The sequence below is a fragment of the Pseudomonas sp. S2_H10 genome (assembly GCF_054668285.1).
On sequence record NZ_CP162754.1, the window covers coordinates 5,606,730 to 5,630,750 of the forward strand.

Below are 24,021 nucleotides of genomic sequence, written 5' to 3' on the forward strand. Positions count from 1 at the left end.
GGCTTGCCCGCGATGGCGGTAGTGGCCTAGGCGCTTACCTTCAGCCCAACCAACCCGAAAATGATCAACGCCACACTCGCCAGCCTTACCAGCGCCATGGATTCGCCAAACAGGATGATCCCGGCGATCACCGTGCCGACGGCGCCGACCCCGGTCCAGATCGCATAGGCCGTACCCAGCGGCAGTTCCTTCATGGCAAGGCCGAGCAAGCCAAGGCTGATCGCCATGGCCGCAACGGTCAAAACGGTGGGGAGCGGGCGGGTGAAGCCGTCGGTGTACTTGAGGCCGACGGCCCAGCCCACTTCGAACAGGCCGGCGAAAAACAGAATGATCCAGGACATGAAGACCTCCATCGTCTGACGGGGTCGTCCCCTGATTAATGACTCGATCGAGCCGCGAGGTCGTCCTCGCGATGCGCAATATAGTGCCCAGCATTAACCCGGGGATCAAGTTTCCAATCAGTCGCTGACGTGCCTGGCGGCCGTTTCCCGATCCTGTTTCTCGCTCATGCGACGGAAATACGTCGAAAGCAGCGCCCCGGAAATGTTGTGCCAGACGCTGAACAACGCGCTGGGCACCGCCGCCAGCGGCGAGAAGTGCGCGCTGGCCAGTGCCGCGCCCAGCCCGGAGTTCTGCATGCCGACTTCCAGGGCCAGGGACTTGCGCTGTGCCAGAGGCAGCTTGAACAGGCGCCCGGTGAAATAACCGAGCAAGTAGCCAAAGCTGTTGTGCAGCATGACCACGGCCATGATCAACAGACCGGACTCGGCAATCTTCGCCTGGCTGGCGGCCACCACGGCGGTGACGATGATCACGATGCTCACCACCGACACCAGCGGCAGCACGTCCACGGCGTGGCGAACCTTGTCGCCGAGCACTCGTTGGGCCACCACGCCCAGCACGATCGGCAACAGCACCACTTGCAGGATCGACCAGAACAGCTCCATGAACGACACCGGCAACCAGGCCGAGGCCAGCAGCCAGATCAGCGCCGGTGTCAGCAGCGGGGCGAGGAGGGTGGTGACGGCGGCGATGGCCACCGACAACGCCAGGTCGCCGCGGGCCAGCCAGGTCATCACGTTCGACGAGGTGCCGCTTGGGCAGCAGCCGACCAGAATCACGCCGACGGCGATTTCCGGCGGCAAGTGAAACGCCTGGCAGAGCAACCACGCCACGCTGGGCATGATCACGAAATGGGCAACCACGCCCAGGGCCACGCGCCACGGATGGCGGGCGACTTCGGCGAAGTCTTCGAGTTTGAGGGTCAGGCCCATGCCGAACATCACCAGCCCCAGCAAGGGCACGATGGCGCCTTTGAGGCCGAGGAACCATGCTGGCTGCAGAAACGCCACGACAGCGAAAATCAGTACCCAGTAGGCGAAGGTGTTGCCGACAAAACGACTCAATGCAGCCAGTGCGCGCATGGCTTGATCCTTATTGTAAGAAATACGCGGTCTTGTAGGAGCTGGCTTGCCAGCGAAGGGGCCATCAAGCCGTGCGCAGGCCATTGCGACGCCATCGCTGGCAAGCCAGCTCCTACAAAAGCTCACCGTTGAGGCTAGATCCCCTGCGGAGTCTCTTCCCCACCCAACGCTTCAACCAGTGCCGGCAGGAAGTCGCCGAAGGTCAGCATCATCAGGGTGAAGCTGGCGTCCAGTTGGCCCAGGGCTTCTTCGCCGCCGTCCTGTTCCGCCTGGTCCTGCAGCAGGTCTTCGAACTTCAGGCGCTTGACCACCATCTTGTCGTCGAGGACGAACGACAGTTTGTCCTGCCAGGCCAGGGACAGCTGAGTGACCACTTTGCCGGTGCTCAGGTGCAGCTGGATTTCTTCGCTGGTCAGGTCCTGGCGCTTGCAGCGCACGATGCCGCCGTCTTCGTGGGTGTCGCGCAGTTCACACTCGTCCAGCACGAAGAAATCGTCCGCGGCTTTCTGCGTGGTGACCCACTCGGTCATGGTCGCGGTCGGGGACATCTTCACGGTCAGCGGACGCACCGGCAGGGTGCCGATCACTTCGCGCAAGGTCGACAGCAGGTCTTCGGCGCGTTTCGGGCTGGCCGAGTTGACCAGGATCAGGCCCTGTTTCGGCGCGATGGCGGCGAAGGTCGAGGAACGGCGGATAAAGGCGCGAGGCAGGAAGGCCTGGATGATTTCATCCTTGATCTGATCGCGTTCCTTCTTATAGACCTTGCGCATCTGCTCGGCTTCGATCTCTTCGACCTTTTCCTTGACCGCGTCACGCACGACGCTGCCCGGCAGAATACGTTCTTCCTTGCGGGCGGACACCAGCAGGAAGTCGCCGCTGACGTGCACCAGTGGCGCATCTTCGCCTTTGCCGAACGGCGCGACGAAACCGTAGGTGGTCAACTCCTGGCTTGCACATGGGCGCGCCAGTTTGGTGGCCAGTGCAGTTTCCAACGCCTCGGCATCAACAGGCAGATCTTGGGTCAGGCGATAGATAAGCAGGTTTTTGAACCACATGGGGTGAGTCTCTCCTTTATACAAAGGGGGGCATTATTGACTTCGCCGTGCCATAGGCCAACCTTTCTCTAAGCCTTTGGAAGGCCTCGGAAAATTATTTTAAAAAGTGCTTGCCAGAGGTTGGGTCGCTCCGTAGAATGCGCGCCACACCGAAGCGAAGGGTGATTAGCTCAGCTGGGAGAGCGTCTGCCTTACAAGCAGAATGTCGGCGGTTCGATCCCGTCATCACCCACCATTCGTTTCAAGTGTTTAGCGCAGCGGTAGTTCAGTCGGTTAGAATACCGGCCTGTCACGCCGGGGGTCGCGGGTTCGAGTCCCGTCCGCTGCGCCATATTCGGTAACTTGGAACACTGAACGCCAGGTCACCACGGAAGAACCCGCAAACGCGGGTTTTTTTCTGCCTCAAAGTTTGTACAGTTGTACCCGCGGGATGTGTCGTTTTACCGGTTTTCGGATTTATTTGAAAAAAACTTCAATTAAATCAACACTTTACGAAAACTTGTGGCATAATGCGTCCCGTAACGAAGCGAAGGGTGATTAGCTCAGCTGGGAGAGCGTCTGCCTTACAAGCAGAATGTCGGCGGTTCGATCCCGTCATCACCCACCATTCGTTTCAAGCGTTTCGCGCAGCGGTAGTTCAGTCGGTTAGAATACCGGCCTGTCACGCCGGGGGTCGCGGGTTCGAGTCCCGTCCGCTGCGCCATATTCGGTAATCTGGAACACTGAACGCCAGATCACCACGGAAAGCCCGCCTAGTGCGGGCTTTTTGCTGTTCGGGATTTGGCTTTCCTGGCTCTCTGCGGGAGCGAGCTGGCTCGCGAAGGTCGTGAACGATAACGCGTAAATTCAGGTGCCCAGCGGTGCCTATGGGTTTCTCGCGAGCAAGGCTCGCTCCTACAGTTCGGCATTGCGGGCGTGCCGGTAGTCGCTGACGGCTTCGTATACGGCCTTGCGCAGGCGATTGATCCCGCCGATGGGGCGGTGCGCCTCGATGCCGAACCAGGGGTTGAACGACTGGTTGTCGCATTGCAGGTTCAGCGCCGGTGTATCGAAGTCCTGCGCCGCAACCTTGATCCGCGCCACCGTCTCGAAGGGCGCATCGCTCTCGCGCCATTCAATGCTGGTGTCCTCGATCGGCATGTACTTGTTGGCGTCCTGCCGCTGGATTTGCAAAGCGAAACACGCAGGTACCCGGTCGGTCGACAGCTGTTGGTTCAGCGCATTGCGCAGAAAGTTCGGCAGCTTGCGATTTTGTTCCGACAGGTTGTAGACCGGGCAACTGTCCGGATCGGGCATGACCCGGAACTTCGCATTGGCTTCGCCGAACTTGTAGGGTGAAACCGAAAAATACGTCGTCTGGGTCGGGCTCGACGGAGCCGGGGACAGTGTCGCCAGGGCAATGAACAGGTGGCGAACCTGCCATCCGCGTGGATCCCAGCCGGGGAAGAAGGCCATGATCTTTTTACCGTCGGCTTGAGCGGCGACGTTCTGACGGTATTCGGCGACATTGCTTACAAAGAAGTTCGGATGGCTGAACATCACGAAATCCTGTTCGTTTCGCCCAGGTTGATCGCTCAGCAGTTGTTTACCCGTAACATCGAGCAGTTTGATCGCCATGCCCCGGGCGTCGCGGATGCTGTCGAACTGCGGGTAGGCATTGCCGTTGGACAGGCGCAGCGTCGCTTGCCAGGTTTTCCCCGGCTCGCTGAATACGCCCTGGCGCAGTTCGATTGGCAGTTCCGGCAGCACCTGGACCTCGGCCTTCACACAGCCGTGGGCCTTGGCATGGGCGTCACGCAGGTAGCGGGTGCTTTCGCGGTGCTGGTCGACGATGCGCACCGCCGTCTGGATGATGTCCCGGGTCATCGCGGCTTCGCCTTCGGGAACAAGCTCCTGCGCCGAGACCGGCCCGCGTTGCTGCCAGGCGAACCAGGCGGTGGCCAATGCCCAGCCAAGTACGCCCAGCCCCAGCAGCCACAGCAACAGCTTGCCGAGGAAGGCGCCCAGTCGTAGCCAGAGAGTTGTCAGCATGGGTAAGTCCTTTTGGCTGAGGCTGTGGTCATGGCAATTGCGCTTCCAGCGGGCCGCCCAGCACTTTCAGGTATTCCAGCAGTGCCCAGCGTTCTTGCGGCTCCAACCAGCGGCCGATCACGCCATTGCCGAGTTTGCCGGCACGGAATTCATGACCGCTGTTGTGGTTGCCGGTAATGCGCGTGTCGAACAGAAAACCGTTGGCGAAGGCTTCGGTGCGGTAGCCCAGGTGCCCCGGGTCGTACTCGAACGTGCCTTTGTAGAAGGTGGTCGCACGCTCATCCTGAGGCGACAGCAGTTGATAGATGCTCGCAACCGAACCGTTGTGCAGAAACGGCGCTGTCGCCCATACGCCTGCCAACGGCCTGGCCTTGTACGAACGCAATTCGCGCACACCGATCGGCAGGCCGAAACCGTCCATTTGCGGACGCTCGGCAGGGCTGACCCTGGCGTCTTGATAGGCGCGGTCCTGGACATAGGCGGTGACATAGGCCAGCCCCTTGGTCACGGACATTTTGCTCAGGTCCAGGGGTTCGGTGGGTTTCGGCTCGACATCAAGCTGTTCCAGCTCCGCCTGCTTCCATTGCAGCGCTGTCAGGTCGAAGCGGTGGTCGGCGATGTTATTGGCTGCACCGGGGTCTGTGCCGATGTAATCCACCGGGAGCATTTTCAGGTGTTGAACGTATCGCCCCTCGCCCTGGGTCGAACGCGGTACATGACAACCCGCGCAGTTTTCGGCGAACAAGGCGCGGCCCTGGGCTGCCAGAGGCGTGTCGACCGCACCCAGCAGATCTTCCGGCCAGGCTGGAGGCGCGAGGCGTTGCAGGGTTTCTTCGATCAGGTGCAGGTCGCGCACACGGACGCTGGAGGGGTAGCGGGCATCGCCCATCAACGGCTGGCCGTTCTTGTCGAAGAAGTTCAGTGTGGCGCCGACGCCCAACGCCTCGCCGATGTTGCGGGCCATCGGTTGTTTCGCCGAGCCGTTCCACTGCACCCATTCGAATGTCCACATGTCCCACAACTGCGGATAATCGACCGGAGCGTTGGCCACGCGGTAGTTGTCGGGGGAAATGGCGTCACCGAAGCTGGCGTTGGCAATGCGCCCGAAGGCGTCTGTGCGCCCCGGGCCTTCTTCGGTCGGATAGAGCCCGCGATGGGTGTCGTTCCAGGCCACTTTGAGGAACGTATCGAGCGAGGATTTGAACTCTTTGCGCAACGCTTGGTGGCGGGCGTCGTAGTCCTGACCCAGCACGTTGCGTGCGAAACGTTCGAACTTCCACGGGTTGTAGTAAGTGGAGGCGAGACTGGCTACCAGGGCCTGTCCGAAACTACCCCCCTTGAGTGTAGGAACAGTGGACGGCAGCACATGCTGCGCCGAGCCGCCGTCGATACGCACGGCTTGACCCTTGAAACGCAGTTCGCCGGTATGACAGGCCGCGCAGGTGATATCCAGAAACATATCCGCGCTGCCGGCATTCTGGTGCCGGGTAAAGCCCACGGGAAGGTTGCCGGGGTTGAGCGGTGTCGGTTTCTGGCCAGGGTCGATCAGAAATCCGAAGCGCGCGAGGTATTCGGGGGCGGCGAAGCGTTGTTGCGAAAAGGGCAGTTCGAGGGCGGTGAACCAGTCATAACGCAAGCCTTTGACCTGGGTACCCTGGGGGGTGAAGTAGTAGGTTTCGCGGTCGGCCGCGCTCCATTGCTCCAGATAGTGCACCTGCTGCGCAGGCGACCAGGCCGGCAGTTTCGGGTTGGCGACGTAGTAGAGCACCACGGCCATGACCAGCCCGAGCAGTACTGCGATGAGAACCAGCAAGCGAAGGAAGAGGCGCAAGATAAACATCCTTGTCGAATTATCATGCCGTTATGCCCGAGTGCCCGGGGTGCGGCAAGAGGCCATTACGCCAGATGTTGTAGGCTCAGGATTCAGTCGGCGTGGGAGCCCGATGAAAGAAGCTTCATCAGCCGAATTGTGAAATGCGTTTAAACACCTGAACTTATCAATTGTTTCCGGCTCTCATGCCGGTAGCCATTGGTCGTGGCGGCCTGATAAGCTCGCGGCTTTACTCGATTGCCCTTTAGGCGCATGAACAAGGAAATAGCATGAAACAGCATCGGTTGGCGGCGGCGGTGGCCCTGGTTGGCCTGGTACTCGCGGGTTGTGATTCGCAGACCAGCGTAGAGCTGAAAACTCCGGCGCAAAAAGCTTCCTACGGCATTGGCCTGAACATGGGCAAGAGCCTGGCTCAGGAAGGCATGGATGACCTGGATTCGAAAGCTGTAGCCCAGGGCATCGAAGACGCCGTCGGCAAGAAAGAGCAGAAGCTCAAGGACGAAGAACTGGTTGAAGCGTTCGCCGCACTGCAAAAGCGTGCCGAAGAGCGCATGGCCAAGATGAGCGAAGAGTCGGCAGCTGCCGGCAAGAAATTCCTCGAGGACAACGCCAAGAAACCTGGCGTGACCACCACCGCTTCGGGCTTGCAGTACGAAGTCGTGCAGAAGGCCGATGGCCCTCAGCCAAAACCGTCTGACGTAGTGACCGTTCACTACACCGGCAAGCTGACCAACGGCACCGTATTCGACAGTTCCGTCGAGCGCGGCAGCCCGATCGATCTGCCGGTCAGCGGCGTGATCCCGGGTTGGGTCGAAGGCCTGCAACTGATGCACGTTGGCGAGAAGTACAAGCTGTACATCCCTGCTGACCTGGCTTACGGCGCTCAAAGCCCGAGCCCGGCGATTCCAGCCAACTCGGTGCTGGTATTCGACCTGGAACTGCTGGCCATCAAGGATCCGGCAAAAGAAGACGCCGCTGCCAAGTAATCAGCGCCTGCTTCGATAACAACGCCTCGCTCATGCGGGGCGTTGTTGCATCTGGCGTTCGGTACGGGTAAACAAAACGAACAGACGCTCTGGACCGGAGTCTTAGCCATAGTAGCCTCGGCGGTAGACGCACAAGGCCGCCAAGTCAATGAAATTATGGGTTTTTTTTGATGAGTAAAAAACGCCCGATCTGAACGCAGGCCTTGTAAAACGGGGCTTTCAGCGGTGAAAAGCGGCTCTGTTCACAAGGTTATCCACAATTTGTGTGGATAACATTTCAATGGGAGGAATGATGAAAGCACCCTGGAATTTCGCTCGTTTCCTGCCACTGGCCGGACGCCTGCTGGCACGCGGTCGATTGCCGACCCTGTTGTTCGCGGTCGCCAGCAAGGGCGCGAGCCAGGGCTATCGGCTGGGCAAGATCAAGGACGATTTGAAGCTGCTGCAGGCACTCTGCCTTGCGTACTGGCGTGGTGAGTATCGGGCCATCAGCCCCAAGTCACTGATTTCGGTCGTTGCGGGCCTGATGTATTTCCTCAGCCCGGTGGATGCGATCCCGGATTTCATTCCGGTGTTCGGCATGTTCGATGACATCGCGGTATTGGCGTGGCTGATGAAAGTGCTCGACGACGAACTCGATGCCTTCCGTTCCTGGCGCAAACGGCAAGTGCCGGAGAAGCTCGCAGTGGTCGAGCGTCTGCCCGCTACCCCCGAGCAACTGCAACTTCAAGGCCCGAAAAAACGTTGAGTCGATTGCGACCTGCTCACAGATAGATGCCCCCCGCGACCTTGGCCGCTGTTAGGATTACACTTCTAGGGAAAAGTGCCGACGCGCTAAGTGTTTTTGTCCTACGGGGTAGTCATGGATATTCAGATAATTACACGCGAAGGCGAGCCCGAATACGCGGTTCTGCCATGGGCTCAGTATCAGGCGTTACTGAAAGCAGCAGGCATCAAGGAGCAAGCGTCGGCTGAAGCCACGAAGGTTCAGGCGGCAACACCAGACGTGATTCTTCCGGGTCTGGATCAACTACGCAGTTTGCGCGAAGGGAAGGGCATCGCCATCGAGGCGCTGGCCCGCACGGTAGGCATCAGCCCGTCTTACCTGGCCATGATCGAAAGTGGCGAGCGTCTGCCCGACGCCGCGATTCGCCGCAGCCTGGCCTGGGAATTGACGGTGCCTGGGTGGAGGGATGAATCGTGAGCGTACGCATTAGTCGTCAACACTGGGACGGATTGCTGGGCGAACTGGATCAGGCGCGACGCCAGCGCCATCTGTTGACGTATCGGGCATTGCTGGAGCGTTTGCAGTTGCCGACCCCGGCCATGCAGACCCTGACGGCGGCCCTCGAGCATCTGGCGGCCCTGGACGCCAAGGCAGAGCAGCCATTGCGCAGTTCACTGGTGATCAGCCAGGGCGCCAGCCGCTTGCCGCGCACCGGGTTCTTTGAGTGCGTCGAGCGCCTCGGGCGTTTCTCCGGGCCATCGGACGGCGTTGCCGCAGCTTCCTGGCACGCGTCGGAAGTGGTGCGGGTGTTCGAATACGAATACCCGGAATCGGCCGAGGCCTGAGTGTTTTTACAACTCAAGGCGCGGGCCGGCTACTGGCTCGCGCGCAGGCTGTTTCACTGGTCGTGGTTTGTCCGCCAGCCACGAGGCTGGCGCTGGCTCGAAGGCCAGTTCGCACGCATGGCCAACCTGGGCGACGTCGGCGCCCAGAGCTTCTATGGGCACATCCTGACGTTTCGCGGCGTCGGCCTCGGTGCTCGTGAGGAGGGCGTGCGTTTGCTGCGCCTGGCGGCGTTGGCGGGCGATGGCAAGGCAGCGTATCAAGTGGGCGTGATCAGTCTGGCCGGAACGGCGAGCAAGGCGCCGGATCCGGCCGAAGCAGCGCGCTTCTGGGAGATCGCGGCGAAGGCCGGGCATCCGTTGGCGCCGATCAAGTTGCACGCATTGAAAGCTCATGATCCTGGTCATTGATTACCCGTGTTTCGACAAGCAAGCAGGTTGACCTGACAGCCGCGAAAAGCCTTTCATCAACTGTCAGCTCTGGCCAGAGTTAAACTAGCCTCACCTATCCTGTTTATTTTTTTATTAGTCGTGAGAACTCATTGAGTACGTTTGTCTTGTTACTGTTGTATACGCGGATTGTATATTGAGCGATATCGTAGGGGTGCGCTTCCATGTCTACGGGGTAGACCTTGTTGTCTTTCTCGGAGAAAAGAAAATTTTTGCCTTGTATGTCTTGATGGTATAAATCTTTCTTTTCCATCTCGTGGAATGCATCTTGTAGTGCATCTGCGGCCTGTGCTGGCAAAGTGTTTTCTTTGATTTTATGCAGCGGGATTCCGTCTAGTTTTATCATCTTGAGATAGGCGCTGCCATTCTCAATCATTGCTGTTGCTGAGCCCGCTCCGTAATAGGTGTTAAAACCGCTTTCTTCGGGTGCAATATAAGCTGGGATTTTAATGGCGTCTTTCACGTTATGGTATTTCTTGTAAACATGTCGGCCATCCTTGCTTTCATAAATTTCGCCATAACCACCACTGTCGATAGGATCGCGATCACCTATATCTGCCGAGACCGAAATGACGTTATCCCCATTGGCTCCGACTGCTAGTTGCAACTGTGCCATTGATTTCTCAATAGATGCAGACAAGCTGTTTTTTTCAGGCTCCCTTATAAGTGGTTGCGTACCCAGAGACTCTAAGAGGGAGAGAGGGGAGTGTGTCGGTGCAAGCGCATTTTCTTGTGAAGGATGATTCACCAAAGTTTTGTTCTCGGGAGGACTGTCTTCAGACTGGCGCCTGATCATCCGTCCATCTATATCTTCAAAGGTCAGCGGATTGTTTCTCACCATCCTATATAGGTTCAGTCCATCCACCGTTTCCATCGGATCCGAGCTTAACCAGCGCCCTGCCCAAGGTTGATAATAGCGATACCCATAGTAATACAAACCTGTGGCATCGCGTTCCTTGCCCGAGTAGCGGTGGGTTTTGTAATCCGCTTCAATCTGGTTTCGTGTTGTCCATACGGCGGTGCCGCCATATGGATAGTACTCTTCCAGACTAATTATGTTCCCGGCTCCGTCGATCTCCAGCCCGCTGCTACCCACCAGGTTGGTGTAGCTGTAACGGATTTGGTCGTTGCGGGCGGAATCTCGTTTGCCACTTTCCCAGTGCAACATCCGTACTTGGGTTCGTCCCACCTCACCCAGCGTAATGACATGCAGGCTTTCCTTATTCGTGCTGCCGCTTATCGTGGTGCGCAGTTCAAGCCCCGGCAGGTACACCACGCGCTGAATCTGATGGCTGCCTGCGTTTTTTTTCATGTTGATCTTTATCACCCGCTGACTGTGCGCATCGTAGCGATATCGTTCGTTATCACTGGGTTCGCCATTACGAGTGACCGGGGTCACCTGCAGTAATTCCCCGCGCCCTGTCCAGACAAGATGTTGTCCCGGCTGCAACTGGTGCTGATGTCCGCCGATGCTGAAATATTTTTCTACTTGCGCAGGGTCGGCGGTCAGACTGTCCAGCACTCCGCGGTTACTACTATTGGAGACCGTTATACGAGTGGTGTAATTATGATTTGAGGCGGGAGCACGGTGGCAGATCTGGGTCAGGTTTCCACCATCATCATAAGTGTAGTGACGGGTATAGGTGGTGAAGTTACTCTGGTCTGCGGTAAGGGGGGCGGAGAGGCCAGGCAGGCTGTTTTTCTGCTGTGCGATTGCAACTGTTTCCCGGCCGGTGGCGCTGATCAGTCGGTAGAGACTGTCGTAAGTGCAGGTGTTTTCCGGGACTATTTTTTGATTGCGCCAGAACCGGGTGGCTTCGGCATCATTGGTGACACGCAGCACATTGCCAACTGGGTCATACATGTATCGCAGGTCTTGCAGAACTTTTGCACCGCCTGCGTGGCCAAGCGGACGCTCTGTCTTGATACCGGTAAGGCGCTGAGTCTGCGGTTCATACGTATAGGTGGTCAGCACTCCATTGCCATGTTCTTCCCGTAACTTCTGACCGGTCGCCGAGTACGTCAGGGATTTCACGATAATCTGCTCCGTGTCCCCTTTCAGTGTCAGCCAACTGCCTTGTAACAGGCCGGTCACGTCATAGGCCAATCGCTGTACATGACCCATTGCGTCTGTGGTGGTCAGCACTGTGCCTGTAGCATCTGCCGTACTCTTCGTGACGAATGCTTCTGGTGCCAGATGGTCATTCCAGTCTGACTCCCCGTTGCCCTGCCAATCGGCACCTGCGTCATCCGGCAACAATTGCCGTGTAACCGACTGAGGCAGGCCGGTTAGCGTCACACTATTGGTCTGGCTGAGTCCGACCGTGTCGTAATGACAAGCGCATTGCCCGGCGAGGTTCAAGTCTTGCTCTGCAGGACTGTTGCCAGCCCAGACAAAGCGTTCCGTGATACAGGGCTTCTGGCCGGCAACGTGTTCGGTGATGCCCAGCAAGTGGCCAGATAGTGTGTTTTCTTCGTACTGCCAGGTGCGCATGACCCCCGTGGCATTGACGGCCAGTGCTGGCCGGCCTGCACTGTCATTCAGTGTGACCGCATTGCCGGAGTCCACGCTGTCAGAGCCTGTCACACTACCGGTCAGGCTGGTCAGGTAGGTGAAGTTCGGTTTTGCCCTGGCATCCGACTGCTTGAGGGCGAACAGCCTCGGGTCAATACTCTGTGTCAGATGACCTCGGGAATCAAAATTGTGACGGGTAATGCGTGCTTCGGTCGCGGTTGGTGGGCCCGGGAGACGGCGGTACTCGATGGTGCGCACCGACAGCCCGCGGTTATCTATTGACGTGATCAGTGGGGTGTTCCGATGTGTACCCTCATCATTGCTGCGCATGCGTAATCCCTCGCTGGCGGAAAGTGTCAGACTGCTTTAGTTCTGGACAACAAGATCTATCAGACGCAGTTCTTTTCTACCAGCTTGGTTTGAGTACACTGTATTGCCATCCACTAACACTTCCAAACCACGGGGCGGGTCATGGACATCAACGTTGGCCGGCAACCAGTGATTCTCCGATAGCCCGTACCACCAGGCTATCAATCACATGCACGCTACAGCCCTGCACATTCTTCGCATGGTGCTTGGCCTGTGATGCCATCTCGGCCAACCGGCTCGCGTCGAGTTGTCCACAGGCCTGTGGATGCAGGTGCACCACCCCGATCGACAGCGACAACAGCGCAAACTCCTGACGCACGCCCTGGCGGTTCGGTGCGATGAAGCATCCGGCTTCCAGGTGCTCGCTGCGGTAGAAGCGCCGGCACTGGCTCTGGAAGTCGTCGAGCAACTGGTTCAAGCGTTTGCGCCAGTCTTCCGGGCCCAGCACCAGCAGGAAATCATCGCCGCCGATGTGGCCGACGAAGTCGCGGGAGGGATCGACGCGGTCGTTCAGGCATTGCGCCAGGCACAGCAAGACTTCGTCGCCGCGGCCATAGCCGTAGATGTCGTTGAAGGGTTTGAAGCTATCGATGTCGACGTAGCAGATCACCGACTCCCGTTGCTGTTGCAGCAGTCGCGTCAGGCATTGCTGGATGGGTACGTTGCCCGGTAGCAGGGTCAGCGGGTTGGCGTAGCGGGCCTGCTGGATCTTCAGTTCGGTAATCAGTTTGAGCACATCTATGACACGGCCCAACCCGAGATAGCCGCCATTGAGGGTGATGATGAAATCTTCTTCGATGCGCTGGCGGGCACGGCCCGTGATCAGGCGGCTGACTTGTTGCAGCGACTGGCTCAGCTCGACAGCGAGGAAGTCATCGTTCATCAAGCGACTGATGGGTTTGCGGGCGAACAGGTCGGTGGCAAAGGGCTTGAGCAGGGCATCGGAGAGTGAATGGCGATGGACGATGCCGCAGGGCTGCCCCTGTTCATCCAGCACCGCCAGCGAGTTCAGGTTGGCCTGGCGGCGAAAGGCTTCGAGCACCATGGCGGTCGGGGTGTCCCTGCTCACGGCAGGTTGCTCGTTGAGCAGGGCGCTGAGGTCGCTGCCGTCCTCGCTCAGTACAACGGCGGTGCTGTCCTGTCGGGGCATCAATGCCCGGGCATCCCGTGGCGGGTGTTCCTGGGGCCGGCAGAGCAGATAGCCCTGCACCAGGTCCACGCCCATTTCGGTCAGCACCGCGAGTTCTTCCGCCAGCTCGATCCCTTCGGCGATGACTCGCGCCCGCGAGGCCTTGGCGATTTGCAGGATCGAGCCGACGAACTCGCGCTTGAGCGCATCCTGATGAATGCCATCAATGAAATGCCGGTCGATTTTCACGTAGTCCGGTCGTAGCTCGGACCACAAGCGCAAACTCGAATAACCCGCCCCCAGATCATCCAGCGCAATCGAAAACCCCATCGCCCGGTAGTGATGCAGGGCGGTCTGCAGCAGCTGGAAATCATCCGTCGGTGTCTGTTCCGTGAGCTCGATGACCACCTGGCTCGGCGCAATGCCGAAGTCCTGCAGCAATTGCAGGGTGCGTCCCGGTTGATGCGCCGCTTCGAGCAGGGATTCCGGGGATACGTTCAGGAACAACAGGCCAGGCAGTTGTTGTTCGTTGAAGCGTCGGCAGGCGCTTTGGCGGCAGGCAATTTCCAGCTCGCTCAGGCGTCCGGCCTGGCGGGCGACGGCGAACAGCGCGACAGGGGAGTGCAGAGGGCTGTTGGAGGGGCCGCGACTGAGGGCTTCGTAGCCGAGGATGCGCCGTTCGGAGAGGCTGATGATCGGCTGGAACAAGCTGTGCAAACCGCCTTGAGTCAGGATCGAGCCCAATGCACTCAGCTGTTCGGTTGTGGTCATGGCGATCTCTGGCGATAAAAAAAGGACCGGGCGGCCCTTGGTAAAAGAGGCACGCCCGGTCCTTTATTTCACGACAGAATGATGACTGTTTGATGACGCTCCGGGGAGCGTTAGCATTAAATTGCCATTAGCTGTTTGTGCGCACTCAGTGCTTGGCCACTGCCGTGTTGAGTTTCAGGTAGTCCAGCAGAATCCGCCCGGTTTCGCTCAGGTAGGCATCGTCTTCCGGCTTGGTCTTGTCATCCTCGGCGGCAATGGCGTCCTCGTCTTCTTTCTTCAGCTCTTTGAGCGGTTCTTCACCCTTGGCCTTGCGACGGATGTTTTCCATTGCCAGCTGTTTGGCTTCGATGTCGGCGTGCTGGGCACGACGCTCGACTTCATTGAGGCTGACGGTTTTTTCGGCCATCAGTTTCTGCGCCAGGGCCAGCTTGTCGCGGATGAACACGAACTCCGCATCCTTGGCCGTACGCAGGTCATGCTCGGACTTGAGCTGCGAAATGTACGGCTTGAACGGGTCCACCGCCGGCTTGATCGCCGCCTTGATGGTGTCCCACGGCATGGCTTCGGGCAGGGCGCTTTCACCGATTTCCTTGGTGTCGATGATCGACGGGTAATCGATGTCCGGCAAGACGCCCTGATGCTGGGTGCTCTGCCCGGAAACCCGGTAGAACTTGGCCAGGGTCAGTTTCAGTTCGCCATGGTTGAGCGGCTGAATGGTCTGCACGGTGCCTTTGCCGAAGGTCTGGCCGCCGATGATCAGTGCGCGGTGGTAGTCCTGCATGGCGCCGGCAAAAATCTCCGAAGCCGAGGCGGACAGGCGGTTGACCAGCAATGCCATCGGGCCTTTGTAGAACGCGCCCGGGTTTTCATCTTCAAGCACATCGACGCGGCCATCGGCGTTACGCACGAGCACGGTCGGGCCTTTGTCGATGAACAGGCTGGTCAGCTCGGTGGCTTCCTGCAAGGAGCCGCCGCCGTTGTTGCGCAGGTCGATGACCACGCCGTCGACTTTCTCTTTCTGCAGCTCGGTCAGCAGTTTCTTGACGTCGCGCGTGGTGCTCTTGTAGTCCGGGTCGCCGGCACGGAAGGCCTTGAAGTCCAGATAGAACGCCGGGATTTCGATGACGCCGAGCTTGTAGTCCTTGCCGTCCTGCTTGAGGTTCAAGACCGATTTTTTCACGGCCTGGTCTTCGAGCTTCACCGCTTCACGGGTGATCGGCACGATCTTGGTGGTCTGGTCGTTCGGCGCATTGCTGGCCGGGATGACTTCCAGGCGCACCACGGTGCCTTTCGGACCACGGATCAGCTTGACCACTTCGTCCAGGCGCCAGCCCACCACGTCGACCATTTCCTTGTTGCCCTGGGCAACGCCGATGATCTTGTCGGCCGGTGCAACCTGCTTGGTCTTGTCCGCCGGACCTGCCGGCACCAGGCGCACGACTTTCACCTGGTCGTTATCGCTCTGCAACACGGCACCGATGCCCTCGAGGGACAGGCTCATGTTGATGTCGAAGTTCTCCGCGTTATCCGGCGACAGATAGTTTGTGTGTGGGTCGTAGGACATGGCGAAGGTGTTGATGTACGCCTGGAAGATGTCTTCCGCGCGGGTCTGGTCCAGACGCGCCAGCTGGTTCTTGTAGCGCTTGGTCAGGGTTTCCTGGATCTGCTTGGAATCCTTGCCGGCGATCTTCTGACGCAGCACTTCATCCTTGACGCGTTTGCGCCACAGGTCGTCGAGCTCGGCGGTGGATTTGAGCCAAGGGGCATCCTTGCGGTCGATCAGCAAGGTTTCCTTGGTGGTGAAGTCGATCTTGTCGACGCCCTTGTTCAGCTCGGCAAGGGCGAAGTCCAGACGCGCCTTCACGCGGTCCAGGTAGCGCTTGTAGATGGTGAACCCGGCGTTGAGGTCGCCGCTTTTGAGGAAGTCGTCGAACTGCGTCTTCCACTTGTCGAATTCGGCAATGTCGCTGGCCATGAAGTAGCTGCGCGACGGATCCAGCAGCTTGAGGTAGCTGTCGTAGATGATCACCGAGCGCGCGTCATCGAGTGGCGGCTTGCTGTAGTGGTGGCGCTTGAGCAACTCCACGACGTTCAGGCTGGCGATCACTTCGTCACGATCGGGTTGAAGCTTGTCCCAGCTATTGGCTGCGAAGGTGTTGCCCGACATCGGCAGCAAGCCGATACCGATGATCAAGGCGAGGGCAGTGCTGGGGAACAGATGCTTCATGCTGATTCGACGCGGGGACAATTGATAACGCATATTAGGCCGTCTTTGAAGTCGCCGGTTCTTTGGGAGCCGGTCGCATAATGCAAAAAGCCCGGCGCTATAGCTTCGGGCTCAGTCCAGACTCACTATGGAGGCACTGTGAAAGCATTGCAAGGCGTTGACGGTCAAGTGGTGTGGGTTGATGAACCGCGTCCCACGTGCGATGTAGGACAAGTTCGTATACGAGTGGCGGCATCGGGTCTAAATCGCGCCGATTTGTTGCAGAAAGCCGGCCTTTATCCACCACCGCCAGGGGCCAGCCAAGTGCTTGGTCTAGAGTGCTCGGGGGTGATCAGCGAGGTCGGCGCCGGGTCTTCCTGGCAGGTTGGCGATCGGGTTTGCGCCTTGCTGGCCGGGGGCGGGATGGCCGAGGAGGTGGTTGTCGACGGGCGGCATGTACTGCCGGTTCCCGACGGAATGTCACTGCTCGAAGCGGCGGCATTACCCGAAGTTTATGCAACAGTCTGGCTGAATTTGTTTCAACTGGCGGCGCTCAAGCCGGGTCAGAAGGTTCTTCTGCACGCCGGGGCAAGTGGAATCGGTTCAGCGGCCATTCAGCTGTGCAAGGTCTTCGGCAACCCGTGCTGGGTCAGTGTCGGCTCCGCCGAGCGATTGGCGTACTGCGAAGCGCTGGGCGCCCAGGGCGGCGTGGTGCGTGACGGTAATCTGGAAAGCTTGCGGGACCTGGGGCCGTTCGACGTGATACTCGATCCGGTGGGTGGCAATTACGCGACATTGAACCTCAAGTTGCTGGCTCAGGATGGTCGCTGGGTGCTGATCGGTCTGATGGGCGGGCGCGAGGCCAAGCTGGACCTGGCCCAGGTGCTGGCCAAGCGTGTGCAGTTGCTGGGCTCGACCCTGCGCAGCCGTGATGATCAGTTCAAGGCAGATCTGTTCAGCGATCTACGCCTGCACGTCTGGCCGTTGTTTGCCGAAGGGCGTTTGAACCCGCAACTGGCCAGGACATTCCCGATCAAGGATGCCGAGGCAGCGTTTGCCGAGCTGGCGAGCAATACCGTGGCGGGGAAAGTGGTGTTGGTGATTGACGAGAGTCTGAGCTGAATCCTGTCCTGCAGGTGCTGGCTTGCCAGCGATTGAAACGACGCGGTTCATTGGAACCGCGTTATCGTTCATCGCTGGCAAGCCAGCTCCTACCAGGGGCGTGGTTATTTCCAGTTATGGATCGGCCAGCCAGCCTTTTCGGCGTGCTCAAGCAAGACCGGATCCGGGTTCACCACATGCGGGTAATCCACCTTCAGCAACAGCGGCAGGTCGTTGCGAGAGTCGGAATAGAAACTCGCGCCTTCGAGGTTTTCCTCCTCGGCATCCAGCCACTCCAGCAAGCGGGTGATCTTGCCTTCGCGGTAGGTCAGGGTGCCCACGGTTTGGCCGGTGTAAACGCCATTGGCCACTTCCAGTTCGATGCCCAGGATCTCGTCGATGCCCAGGCGTTCGGCGATGGGGCCGACCAGGTGGGTGCCCGAGGCCGAAATCACCAGGATCCGGTCACCGGCCTTGCGATGCGCCGCGATGGCTTTGGTGGCGTCACTGAAAATGATTGGCTCGATGTGGTCTTCCACCCACGGTCCGACCAGGTGGTCGACCTCTTCTGGCGTACGGCCGATCATCGGCTCGAGGCTGAAGGTCATGTAGTCCTCCATGCGCAGCTTGCCGTGGCTGTAGGCGTCCATCAGTTCATTGTTCTGCCGCATGAACGACTCGGCGTCGACCCAACCCAGGCGGCCCATCTGCTCGCTCCAAAGGGTGGCGCAGTCGCCGTGGATCAGGGTTTCGTCCAGATCAAAAATTGCCAGGGCCATCGGGTTCTCTCTGAGAACAGCTGCAAGCTTCAAGCTTCAAGCTGCAAGAAGTTGATTTAGGTGGTCAGCAGTCTACAACTTGAAGCTGGCAGCTTGAAGCTTGCCGCTGCTCTCAAGCTACCTCACACAGGGCCGTCGGATCGATGGAAAGCGCCAGGCGCTGGCCATCGGGATGCAGGTCGGCCGCCGAGCGGTTCAGCACATCCACCACCAGTTCAACGCCCCGGGCTTCGACCCGGTAGCGGATTACGTTGCCCAAAAGGCTGTGGCTGCGTACCTGCGCGTCCAGTTCACCGTTGAGGCTCAGTTCGATGGCTTCCGGGCGAATGGCAATGCGCTTGCTGATGGGCCGCTGCAGCAGTTTCGAGGCGCTGTCGGCATCCAGCAGGTTGTAGTTGCCGATGAACCCGGCAGCGAACACATCCACCGGCGCAGTGTAGAGGGTTTCGGCGTCGCCACTTTGTACGATCTTTCCCTGATTCATGAGGAAAATCCGGTCAGACATGGTCAGGGCTTCTTCCTGATCGTGTGTGACAAAAATCGTGGTCAAGCCCAGTTCGCGCTGGATCTGACGGATCTGCTCGCGCAGATGCTTGCGAATCCGCGCATCCAGCGCCGACAGCGGTTCGTCCAGCAGCAACAGGCGTGGCCGCGTGACTAGGGAGCGGGCGAGGGCGACGCGTTGGCATTGGCCACCGGACAGCTGATGGGGATAGCGCGACGCGAAGTCGTTCAGCTCCACCAGCTTCAACACCTCGGCGACACGCTTCTGGCTGTCGTCGGCATTGACCTTCTGCATGCGCAGGCCGAAGGCGACGTTTTGCTCCACGCTCATATTGGGGAACAGCGCATAGCTCTGGAACACCATGCCGATCCCGCGTTTCTGCGGGCTCAGGGGCACGATGTCCTGGCTGTCGAGCAGGATCTTGCCACCATCCACCGAAGTCAGGCCGGCGATGCAGCGCAGCAGGGTGGACTTGCCGCAGCCGGAGGGGCCGAGCAGGGTGACGAACTCGCCTTTCTGGATTTCGCAATTGATGTCGCTGAACACCGTGGTGCCCGCATAGTCTTTTTTAAGGTGTTGGACGCTGACGAAGCTCATTGGCTTTTGTCCTTGTTCAAGATGTTGGCAGCCCAGGTCAGGACCAGCACAAACAAGAAGTAGGAAATCACCAGCGCACTGGTGAAATGACCGCTGCTGTTGCGCATGTTGTTGAGGTAGACCTGCAGGGTTTCGTAGCGGGTGCCGACCAGGATGTTGGCGAACACGAACTCACCGAACAGGAACGAGAACGACAGCAGCAATGCCACCATCAGGCCCTTGCGCAGGTTCGGCAGCACCACCAGGAAGGCGGCTTGAAAGGTGCTGGCGCCGAGCAGTTGGGCGGCGTCCATCAGGTCACGCAGGTTGATTGCCTGCAGGTTGTTGGTGATCGCCCGGTACATGAACGGCAGCGCCACGGTGAAGTAGCAACCGATCAGGATCCACGGCGTACCGACCATGGCGAACGGTCCGGAACCATAGAGCTGCAGCAGCCCCACCGACGACACCACCGGTGGCACGGCGAAGGGCAGCAGGATCAGGATGTTCATCAACGCGTCGAGTTTCGGGAAGTGGTAATGCACCACGAACAGCAGCGGCAGAATCAGCACCACCGCGAGGATCAATGCGCCGACACACACCAACAGCGACTGGCCGAAAGCGCTCAGGAAGCGCGGATCGCTCCACAGCTGTGCATACCATTTGATACTGAAACCGCTGGGCAGAATGGTGGCCGACCAACTGCTGGAAATCGAGTAGATAAAGGTGCCGAGCAGCGGCAGCAACATTATGGCAAACAGCAGGTAAACCACCACACGATGGTAGATGCCGGCGGGCCCCAGTTCAGCGCGAGACATGGTAGCTCCTCTTCAACAGCAGTTGATGCACGATGGTCACCAGCGTCATCAACGCCACCAGTACCACGGCCAGGGCACTGGCCAGATTCGGGTCCAGGGAAATGTCGCCCGAGACCATCGCTGCGATCCGGATCGTCAGCACGTTGAAGTTGCCGGTGGTCAGGGCGTACACCGTGGCGTAGGCGCCGAGGGCGTTGGCCAGCAGGATCACGAAGGTGCCGAGCAGCGCCGGGGTCAGTACCGGCAGACCGATGTGCCGCCAGTACTGCCAGCCGTTGGCACCGAGCAGCGCGGCGGACTCGCGCCAGTCTTCGCGTAGCGCGTCGAAGGCCGGGTAAAGCAACAGCACACCCAGGGGAATCTGGAAGTAGGTGTAGAGAATGATCAGCCCGGTTTTCGAGTACAGGTTGAAATCCTGAATGATCCCGGCCTGCTTGAGCATGATGGTGAAGCTGCCGTTGAAGCCGAGCAAAATGATGAAGGCAAAGGCCAAAGGCACGCCGGAGAAGTTGCTGGTCATGTTGGCGAAGGCGTTGACGAAGTTGCGCAGTTTCGAATCGACCTGACGCAGGGAGTAAGCGCCGAGTACCGCGATGATGATGCCGAACACGCTGGACCAGAAACTGATCTCGAGGCTGTACTGGATCGCCTGCAGGTAGAACTTCGAGCTGAAGATCTTGCTGAAGTTGGCCAGGCCCCAGCCGAACTCTTCCGATTGCAGGCTGTTGATCATCACCCAGGTCAGCGGTGCGATTTCGAACACGAGGAAGAACAGCGCGAACGGGACCAGGCACAGAGCAGCGAGCCATTTACTGCGGGTCATGGCATTCACTTGAGCAACTCCCGGCAGACCGGTTTGTCGTGGGGCACGCCCAGCAACGCGCAGACGGTGCCGCAGATCTCGGTCTGTTTCGGCGCGGCGTCGGCGTCGAAACTGAAGGCGTCACCGAGCACGAACAGCGGCACTTCGCGTTCCTCGCGCAGCAGGCCGTTGTGCGAGCGGTCGTTGTTCATGCCGTGGTCGGCGGTGACCAGCACCTGATAACCGGCATCGAGCCAGCCTTGCAGGTAGTCGGCCAGGATGATGTCGGCCGAACGGGCGCTGTTGCGGTACTGCGGGGTGTCGAGGCCGTGCTTGTGCCCGGCGTCGTCGATGTTCATCGGATGGATCAACAGGAAGTTCGGCGCATGGCGCAGACGCAGGTTTTCAGCGTCGGCGAACAGGTGCGAATCGGGGTAGTGGTCGTTCCAGTAGAAATGCCCGTGCTGGATCGGCAGTGTCGGATCATCGGTATGGCGATCCCGCGCTGCCACGAAGGGCGAACGGTTGTACAGCTCGCTGACCCAGTGATAGGCCGCCGCCGCAGTCACCAGGCCTGCGTCGCTGGCGTAGTGATAGATGCTGCGCTGGTTGGACAGGCGCGAGACGTTGTTGTGGACGATGCCGCTGTCGATCGGGGCAACGCCGGTCAGGATGCATTCGTACAGCGGGCGGGACAGGGCCGGCAACTTGCACTCCAGTTTGTAGAGTGCGGCACGTCCTGCACCGACGTAAGCCTGAAGGTGCCCCAAGGCGTGGCGGGCGACCTCGTAGTTGAGGCCGTCGAGCACGACAAGGATGACGTTGTGCTTCATAGGGGCAAAACTCCGTGGGTTCTCTCAATCCTGCAGGAGCCGGCTTGGTGGCGATTGGATAGCCGCTGTGGTCAAAGAGACCGTGGTGATCCAATCGCCAGCAAGCCGGCTCCTACGGATGAAGCATTACTTCATTTCTACGATGACTTCTTCGTTCCACTTCTGCGGAAGGGCCTTGGAAGTCTTTTCCCACGCATCCGCGTCCTTGATCGGCGTCACTTTCTTGTACTGCTCGTTAGGCAGCAGCTTGGCCTGCACCTCGGCCGGGAGGGTCAGGTGTTCGGCGCGGATCGGACGGGCATTGCCCTTGGCCAGGTTGATCTGGCCGGCGTCGCTGAAGATGTATTCGCGGGTCAGCTTGGCGGCGTTCGGGTTTTTCGCGTACTTGTTGATGATGGTGGTGTAGCCGGAAATCACCGAGCCGTCGGACGGGATCAGCACCACGTAGTCATCCGGATTGGCCATCTTGGCCTTGTAGCTCAGGCCGTTGAAGTCCCAGACCACGCCGACTTCGATTTCGCCTTTTTCCATGGCACCAATCACCGGGTTGGACATCGACAGGCGACCCTGCTTGGCGATGTCTGCGAACAGATCCAAGGCAGGCTTGAGGTTCTTCTCGTCGCCACCATTGGCCAGTGCCGCGGCCAGAACGCCGTTCGCAGCCTGGGCAGCGGTGCTTACGTCACCGATGGAAACCTTGTACTTGCCGGTCTTGAGGTCAGCCCACTTGGTCGGCACTTCGGAGCCGTGCAGCAACTTCTTGTTGACGATGAAAGCGATGGTGCCGGTGTAGGCCAGCGCCCAGTTGCCGTCCTTGTCCTTGGCCCAGGCTGGAATCTGGTCCCAGGTCGATGGCTTGTAAGGCTGGACCACGCCTTGCTTGACCGCGATCGGGCCGAAAGCGGCACCGACGTCGCCGATGTCGGCGCTGGCGTTGTCTTTTTCCGCGGCGAACTTGGCGATCTCCTGGGCCGAGCTCATGTCGGTGTCGATGTGCTTGAGGCCGTACTTGTCGCTCAGGTCTTTCCAGGTGCCGGCCCAGTTGGCCCAGTCGTCGGGCATGCCGACGCTGTTGACGGCGCCTTCCGCTTTCGCAGCGGCTTCCAGGGTTTTCAGATCATCAGCCGCCATGGCGGCGGTGCACATGGCAATGGTCGAGCCTAACAGTGATGCCAGGAAAAACTGTTTCATTCCGAAGCTCCTTGGGTCGTGTTCAACGCTGCGATTGCGGTTTGAGTTGGTCTAGGTCAGCAATACCTGAGCCAATTTAAGGGGGCTGGATGACACTTTGATGTCGTTCGTCGCCCGGAATGACTATTTGTTCGGCGGTATCGCCAGTGGCCTGCTAAGCGTAGACCATGGTCAAGGCCCCGGCTGGCAAGGGAGATGGTCGATGAATTGCAAGTCGTTGACGGTTGAGAGCGGCGACCGTTGGGCGCCTTTGTCACACCTCGGTCATCTGCACTGCCTACGCTTGCAGGCTATTGAATGAACCGGTTTGCGCTGCGGTTCTGCCCCGAATTGGTGCTGGTCTAGTCCAGATAGGAAACATTGATGCGTGACGAGGCAACAAAAGCGGTGACCGCCATCGGCCAGGTGCTTCAGGAACAGATCGATCACGGACTGTTGGCTCCGGGCAGCAAATTGCCGGCCGAGCGCAAGCTCAGTGAGTTGTTCGGCACCACGCGGATCACTTTGCGTGAGGCGTTGTTGCAGCTGGAGTCACAAGGGCAGATCTACCGCGAGGAGCGTCGCGGCTGGTTTGTCTCGCCGCCACGCCTGGCGTACAACCTGATGCAGCGCAGCCACTTTCACGCGATGGTCAGCGCCCAGGGGCGGGTGCCGTCCACCGAGGTGGTTTCGGCGCGATTGCAACCGGCCTCGGCGGCGGTGTGTGCCTGGCTGCAATTGCCGGCGCTGTCGAGCGTGATCCAGATCTGCCGCTCACGGCGCATCGACGGGCGACTGGTGCTGTATGTAGAGCACTATCTGAACCCGCAGTACTTTCCCGGGATCCTCGATTTCGATTTGAATCAGTCGATCACCGAGCTCTACGCGCGGCATTACGATTTGCATTACGGGCGGGTGCGTTTCGAGATTGTGCCCACGGCGTTGTCGGTGGATGCGGCGGCGGCGTTGAAAGTGTCGGTGGGCAGCCCGGGCCTGCGGATTGCCCGGGTCAACTATGACCAGCATGAACGCTTGATCGACTGCGACCTGGAGTTCTGGCGCCATGATGCGATTCATGTCGGGGTGGATGTGGTCTAGCGT

The 24,021-nt window shown here is 59.3% G+C and carries 21 protein-coding genes and 4 tRNA genes; 11 read left to right on the forward strand and 14 right to left on the reverse strand.

Annotated features, from left to right (window positions below):
- Window positions 1-26 precede the first annotated feature (26 nt).
- From sugE to rdgC, 3 genes are all read right to left on the reverse strand, one after another.
- Window positions 27-341, reverse strand: coding sequence for a quaternary ammonium compound efflux SMR transporter SugE (gene sugE, locus AB4O16_RS25275; RefSeq protein WP_110660101.1), 315 nt, complete (start codon window positions 339-341; stop codon window positions 27-29).
- A gap of 117 nt (window positions 342-458) precedes the next feature.
- Window positions 459-1,424: a bile acid:sodium symporter family protein gene (locus AB4O16_RS25280; protein ID WP_460156111.1), complete on the reverse strand. Its 966-nt coding sequence runs from the start codon at window positions 1,422-1,424 to the stop codon at window positions 459-461.
- Between the two features lie 134 nt (window positions 1,425-1,558).
- Window positions 1,559-2,479 carry a recombination-associated protein RdgC gene (gene rdgC, locus AB4O16_RS25285; RefSeq protein WP_110662726.1) on the reverse strand — a complete coding sequence of 307 codons (921 nt, stop codon included), beginning with the start codon at window positions 2,477-2,479 and terminating at the stop codon, window positions 1,559-1,561.
- A gap of 159 nt (window positions 2,480-2,638) precedes the next feature.
- Here rdgC and AB4O16_RS25290 point away from each other — a divergent pair.
- The 4 genes from AB4O16_RS25290 (at window position 2,639) to AB4O16_RS25305 (ending at window position 3,182) form a co-directional block, all read left to right on the forward strand.
- A tRNA-Val gene (locus tag AB4O16_RS25290) sits at window positions 2,639-2,714 on the forward strand.
- A gap of 19 nt (window positions 2,715-2,733) precedes the next feature.
- Window positions 2,734-2,810: transfer RNA gene (locus AB4O16_RS25295), tRNA-Asp, on the forward strand.
- Between the two features lie 200 nt (window positions 2,811-3,010).
- Window positions 3,011-3,086, forward strand: a tRNA-Val gene (locus AB4O16_RS25300).
- Window positions 3,087-3,105: 19 nt separating this feature from the next.
- Window positions 3,106-3,182: transfer RNA gene (locus AB4O16_RS25305), tRNA-Asp, on the forward strand.
- A 191-nt stretch (window positions 3,183-3,373) separates the two neighbouring features.
- On the opposite strand, the gene AB4O16_RS25310 is transcribed toward AB4O16_RS25305, so the two are convergent.
- Together AB4O16_RS25310 and AB4O16_RS25315 are read right to left on the reverse strand one after the other, a co-directional pair.
- Window positions 3,374-4,510 (reverse strand): catalase family protein, encoded by a 1,137-nt coding sequence (locus tag AB4O16_RS25310; RefSeq protein ID WP_460156112.1) that lies wholly within the window; start codon window positions 4,508-4,510, stop codon window positions 3,374-3,376.
- A gap of 28 nt (window positions 4,511-4,538) precedes the next feature.
- Complete coding sequence (locus AB4O16_RS25315; RefSeq protein ID WP_460156113.1) at window positions 4,539-6,341, reverse strand: di-heme-cytochrome C peroxidase; 1,803 nt, start codon at window positions 6,339-6,341, stop codon at window positions 4,539-4,541.
- Between the two features lie 269 nt (window positions 6,342-6,610).
- Here AB4O16_RS25315 and AB4O16_RS25320 point away from each other — a divergent pair, with 269 nt between their 5' ends.
- The 5 genes from AB4O16_RS25320 to AB4O16_RS25340 all read left to right on the forward strand — a co-directional run bounded on the left by AB4O16_RS25320 (window position 6,611) and on the right by AB4O16_RS25340 (window position 9,307).
- A complete protein-coding gene (locus tag AB4O16_RS25320) occupies window positions 6,611-7,327 on the forward strand; it encodes an FKBP-type peptidyl-prolyl cis-trans isomerase (RefSeq protein WP_160390148.1) in 717 nt (238 codons plus the stop codon).
- Window positions 7,328-7,619: 292 nt separating this feature from the next.
- Window positions 7,620-8,075, forward strand: a complete 456-nt coding sequence (locus AB4O16_RS25325) for a YkvA family protein (RefSeq protein ID WP_160390147.1) — start codon at window positions 7,620-7,622, stop codon at window positions 8,073-8,075.
- Between the two features lie 114 nt (window positions 8,076-8,189).
- Entirely contained in the window at window positions 8,190-8,531 is a 342-nt protein-coding gene (locus AB4O16_RS25330) for a helix-turn-helix domain-containing protein (RefSeq protein ID WP_160390146.1), read from the forward strand.
- Window positions 8,528-8,899, forward strand: coding sequence for a hypothetical protein (locus AB4O16_RS25335; RefSeq protein WP_003223109.1), 372 nt, complete (start codon window positions 8,528-8,530; stop codon window positions 8,897-8,899). Before AB4O16_RS25330 ends, AB4O16_RS25335 begins: the two co-directional genes overlap by 4 nt.
- Window positions 8,900-9,307 carry an SEL1-like repeat protein gene (locus AB4O16_RS25340; protein WP_160390145.1) on the forward strand — a complete coding sequence of 136 codons (408 nt, stop codon included), beginning with the start codon at window positions 8,900-8,902 and terminating at the stop codon, window positions 9,305-9,307.
- A 103-nt stretch (window positions 9,308-9,410) separates the two neighbouring features.
- Here the strand turns inward: AB4O16_RS25340 and AB4O16_RS25345 are convergent, their stop codons facing one another.
- The 3 genes from AB4O16_RS25345 to AB4O16_RS25355 all read right to left on the reverse strand — a co-directional run bounded on the left by AB4O16_RS25345 (window position 9,411) and on the right by AB4O16_RS25355 (window position 16,357).
- A complete protein-coding gene (locus AB4O16_RS25345) occupies window positions 9,411-12,191 on the reverse strand; it encodes an RHS repeat-associated core domain-containing protein (RefSeq protein ID WP_460156114.1) in 2,781 nt (926 codons plus the stop codon).
- Window positions 12,192-12,339: 148 nt separating this feature from the next.
- Window positions 12,340-14,130 (reverse strand): bifunctional diguanylate cyclase/phosphodiesterase, encoded by a 1,791-nt coding sequence (locus AB4O16_RS25350; protein ID WP_460156115.1) that lies wholly within the window; start codon window positions 14,128-14,130, stop codon window positions 12,340-12,342.
- 145 nt (window positions 14,131-14,275) lie between these two features.
- Window positions 14,276-16,357 (reverse strand): carboxy terminal-processing peptidase, encoded by a 2,082-nt coding sequence (locus AB4O16_RS25355; RefSeq protein WP_178120809.1) that lies wholly within the window; start codon window positions 16,355-16,357, stop codon window positions 14,276-14,278.
- Between the two features lie 138 nt (window positions 16,358-16,495).
- Here AB4O16_RS25355 and AB4O16_RS25360 point away from each other — a divergent pair, with 138 nt between their 5' ends.
- A complete protein-coding gene (locus tag AB4O16_RS25360; protein WP_460156116.1) occupies window positions 16,496-17,458 on the forward strand; it encodes a zinc-binding dehydrogenase in 963 nt (320 codons plus the stop codon).
- Window positions 17,459-17,562: 104 nt separating this feature from the next.
- Here AB4O16_RS25360 and AB4O16_RS25365 read toward each other — a convergent pair whose 3' ends face one another.
- From AB4O16_RS25365 to AB4O16_RS25390, 6 genes are all read right to left on the reverse strand, one after another.
- Window positions 17,563-18,216: an HAD family hydrolase gene (locus AB4O16_RS25365; RefSeq protein ID WP_460156117.1), complete on the reverse strand. Its 654-nt coding sequence runs from the start codon at window positions 18,214-18,216 to the stop codon at window positions 17,563-17,565.
- A gap of 112 nt (window positions 18,217-18,328) precedes the next feature.
- Window positions 18,329-19,318 carry an ABC transporter ATP-binding protein gene (locus tag AB4O16_RS25370; RefSeq protein ID WP_160390139.1) on the reverse strand — a complete coding sequence of 330 codons (990 nt, stop codon included), beginning with the start codon at window positions 19,316-19,318 and terminating at the stop codon, window positions 18,329-18,331.
- Window positions 19,315-20,115, reverse strand: a complete 801-nt coding sequence (locus AB4O16_RS25375) for an ABC transporter permease (protein ID WP_160390138.1) — start codon at window positions 20,113-20,115, stop codon at window positions 19,315-19,317. The genes AB4O16_RS25370 and AB4O16_RS25375 overlap by 4 nt, the downstream gene beginning before the upstream one ends.
- Window positions 20,102-20,938, reverse strand: coding sequence for an ABC transporter permease (locus tag AB4O16_RS25380; RefSeq protein WP_160390137.1), 837 nt, complete (start codon window positions 20,936-20,938; stop codon window positions 20,102-20,104). Before AB4O16_RS25380 ends, AB4O16_RS25375 begins: the two co-directional genes overlap by 14 nt.
- 5 nt (window positions 20,939-20,943) lie before the next feature.
- Entirely contained in the window at window positions 20,944-21,750 is an 807-nt protein-coding gene (locus AB4O16_RS25385; protein WP_460156118.1) for an alkaline phosphatase family protein, read from the reverse strand.
- A gap of 126 nt (window positions 21,751-21,876) precedes the next feature.
- A complete protein-coding gene (locus AB4O16_RS25390; RefSeq protein ID WP_460156119.1) occupies window positions 21,877-22,941 on the reverse strand; it encodes an ABC transporter substrate-binding protein in 1,065 nt (354 codons plus the stop codon).
- 363 nt (window positions 22,942-23,304) lie between these two features.
- Here AB4O16_RS25390 and AB4O16_RS25395 point away from each other — a divergent pair, with 363 nt between their 5' ends.
- Window positions 23,305-24,018, forward strand: a complete 714-nt coding sequence (locus AB4O16_RS25395; RefSeq protein WP_150715655.1) for a UTRA domain-containing protein — start codon at window positions 23,305-23,307, stop codon at window positions 24,016-24,018.
- Window positions 24,019-24,021 lie beyond the last annotated feature (3 nt).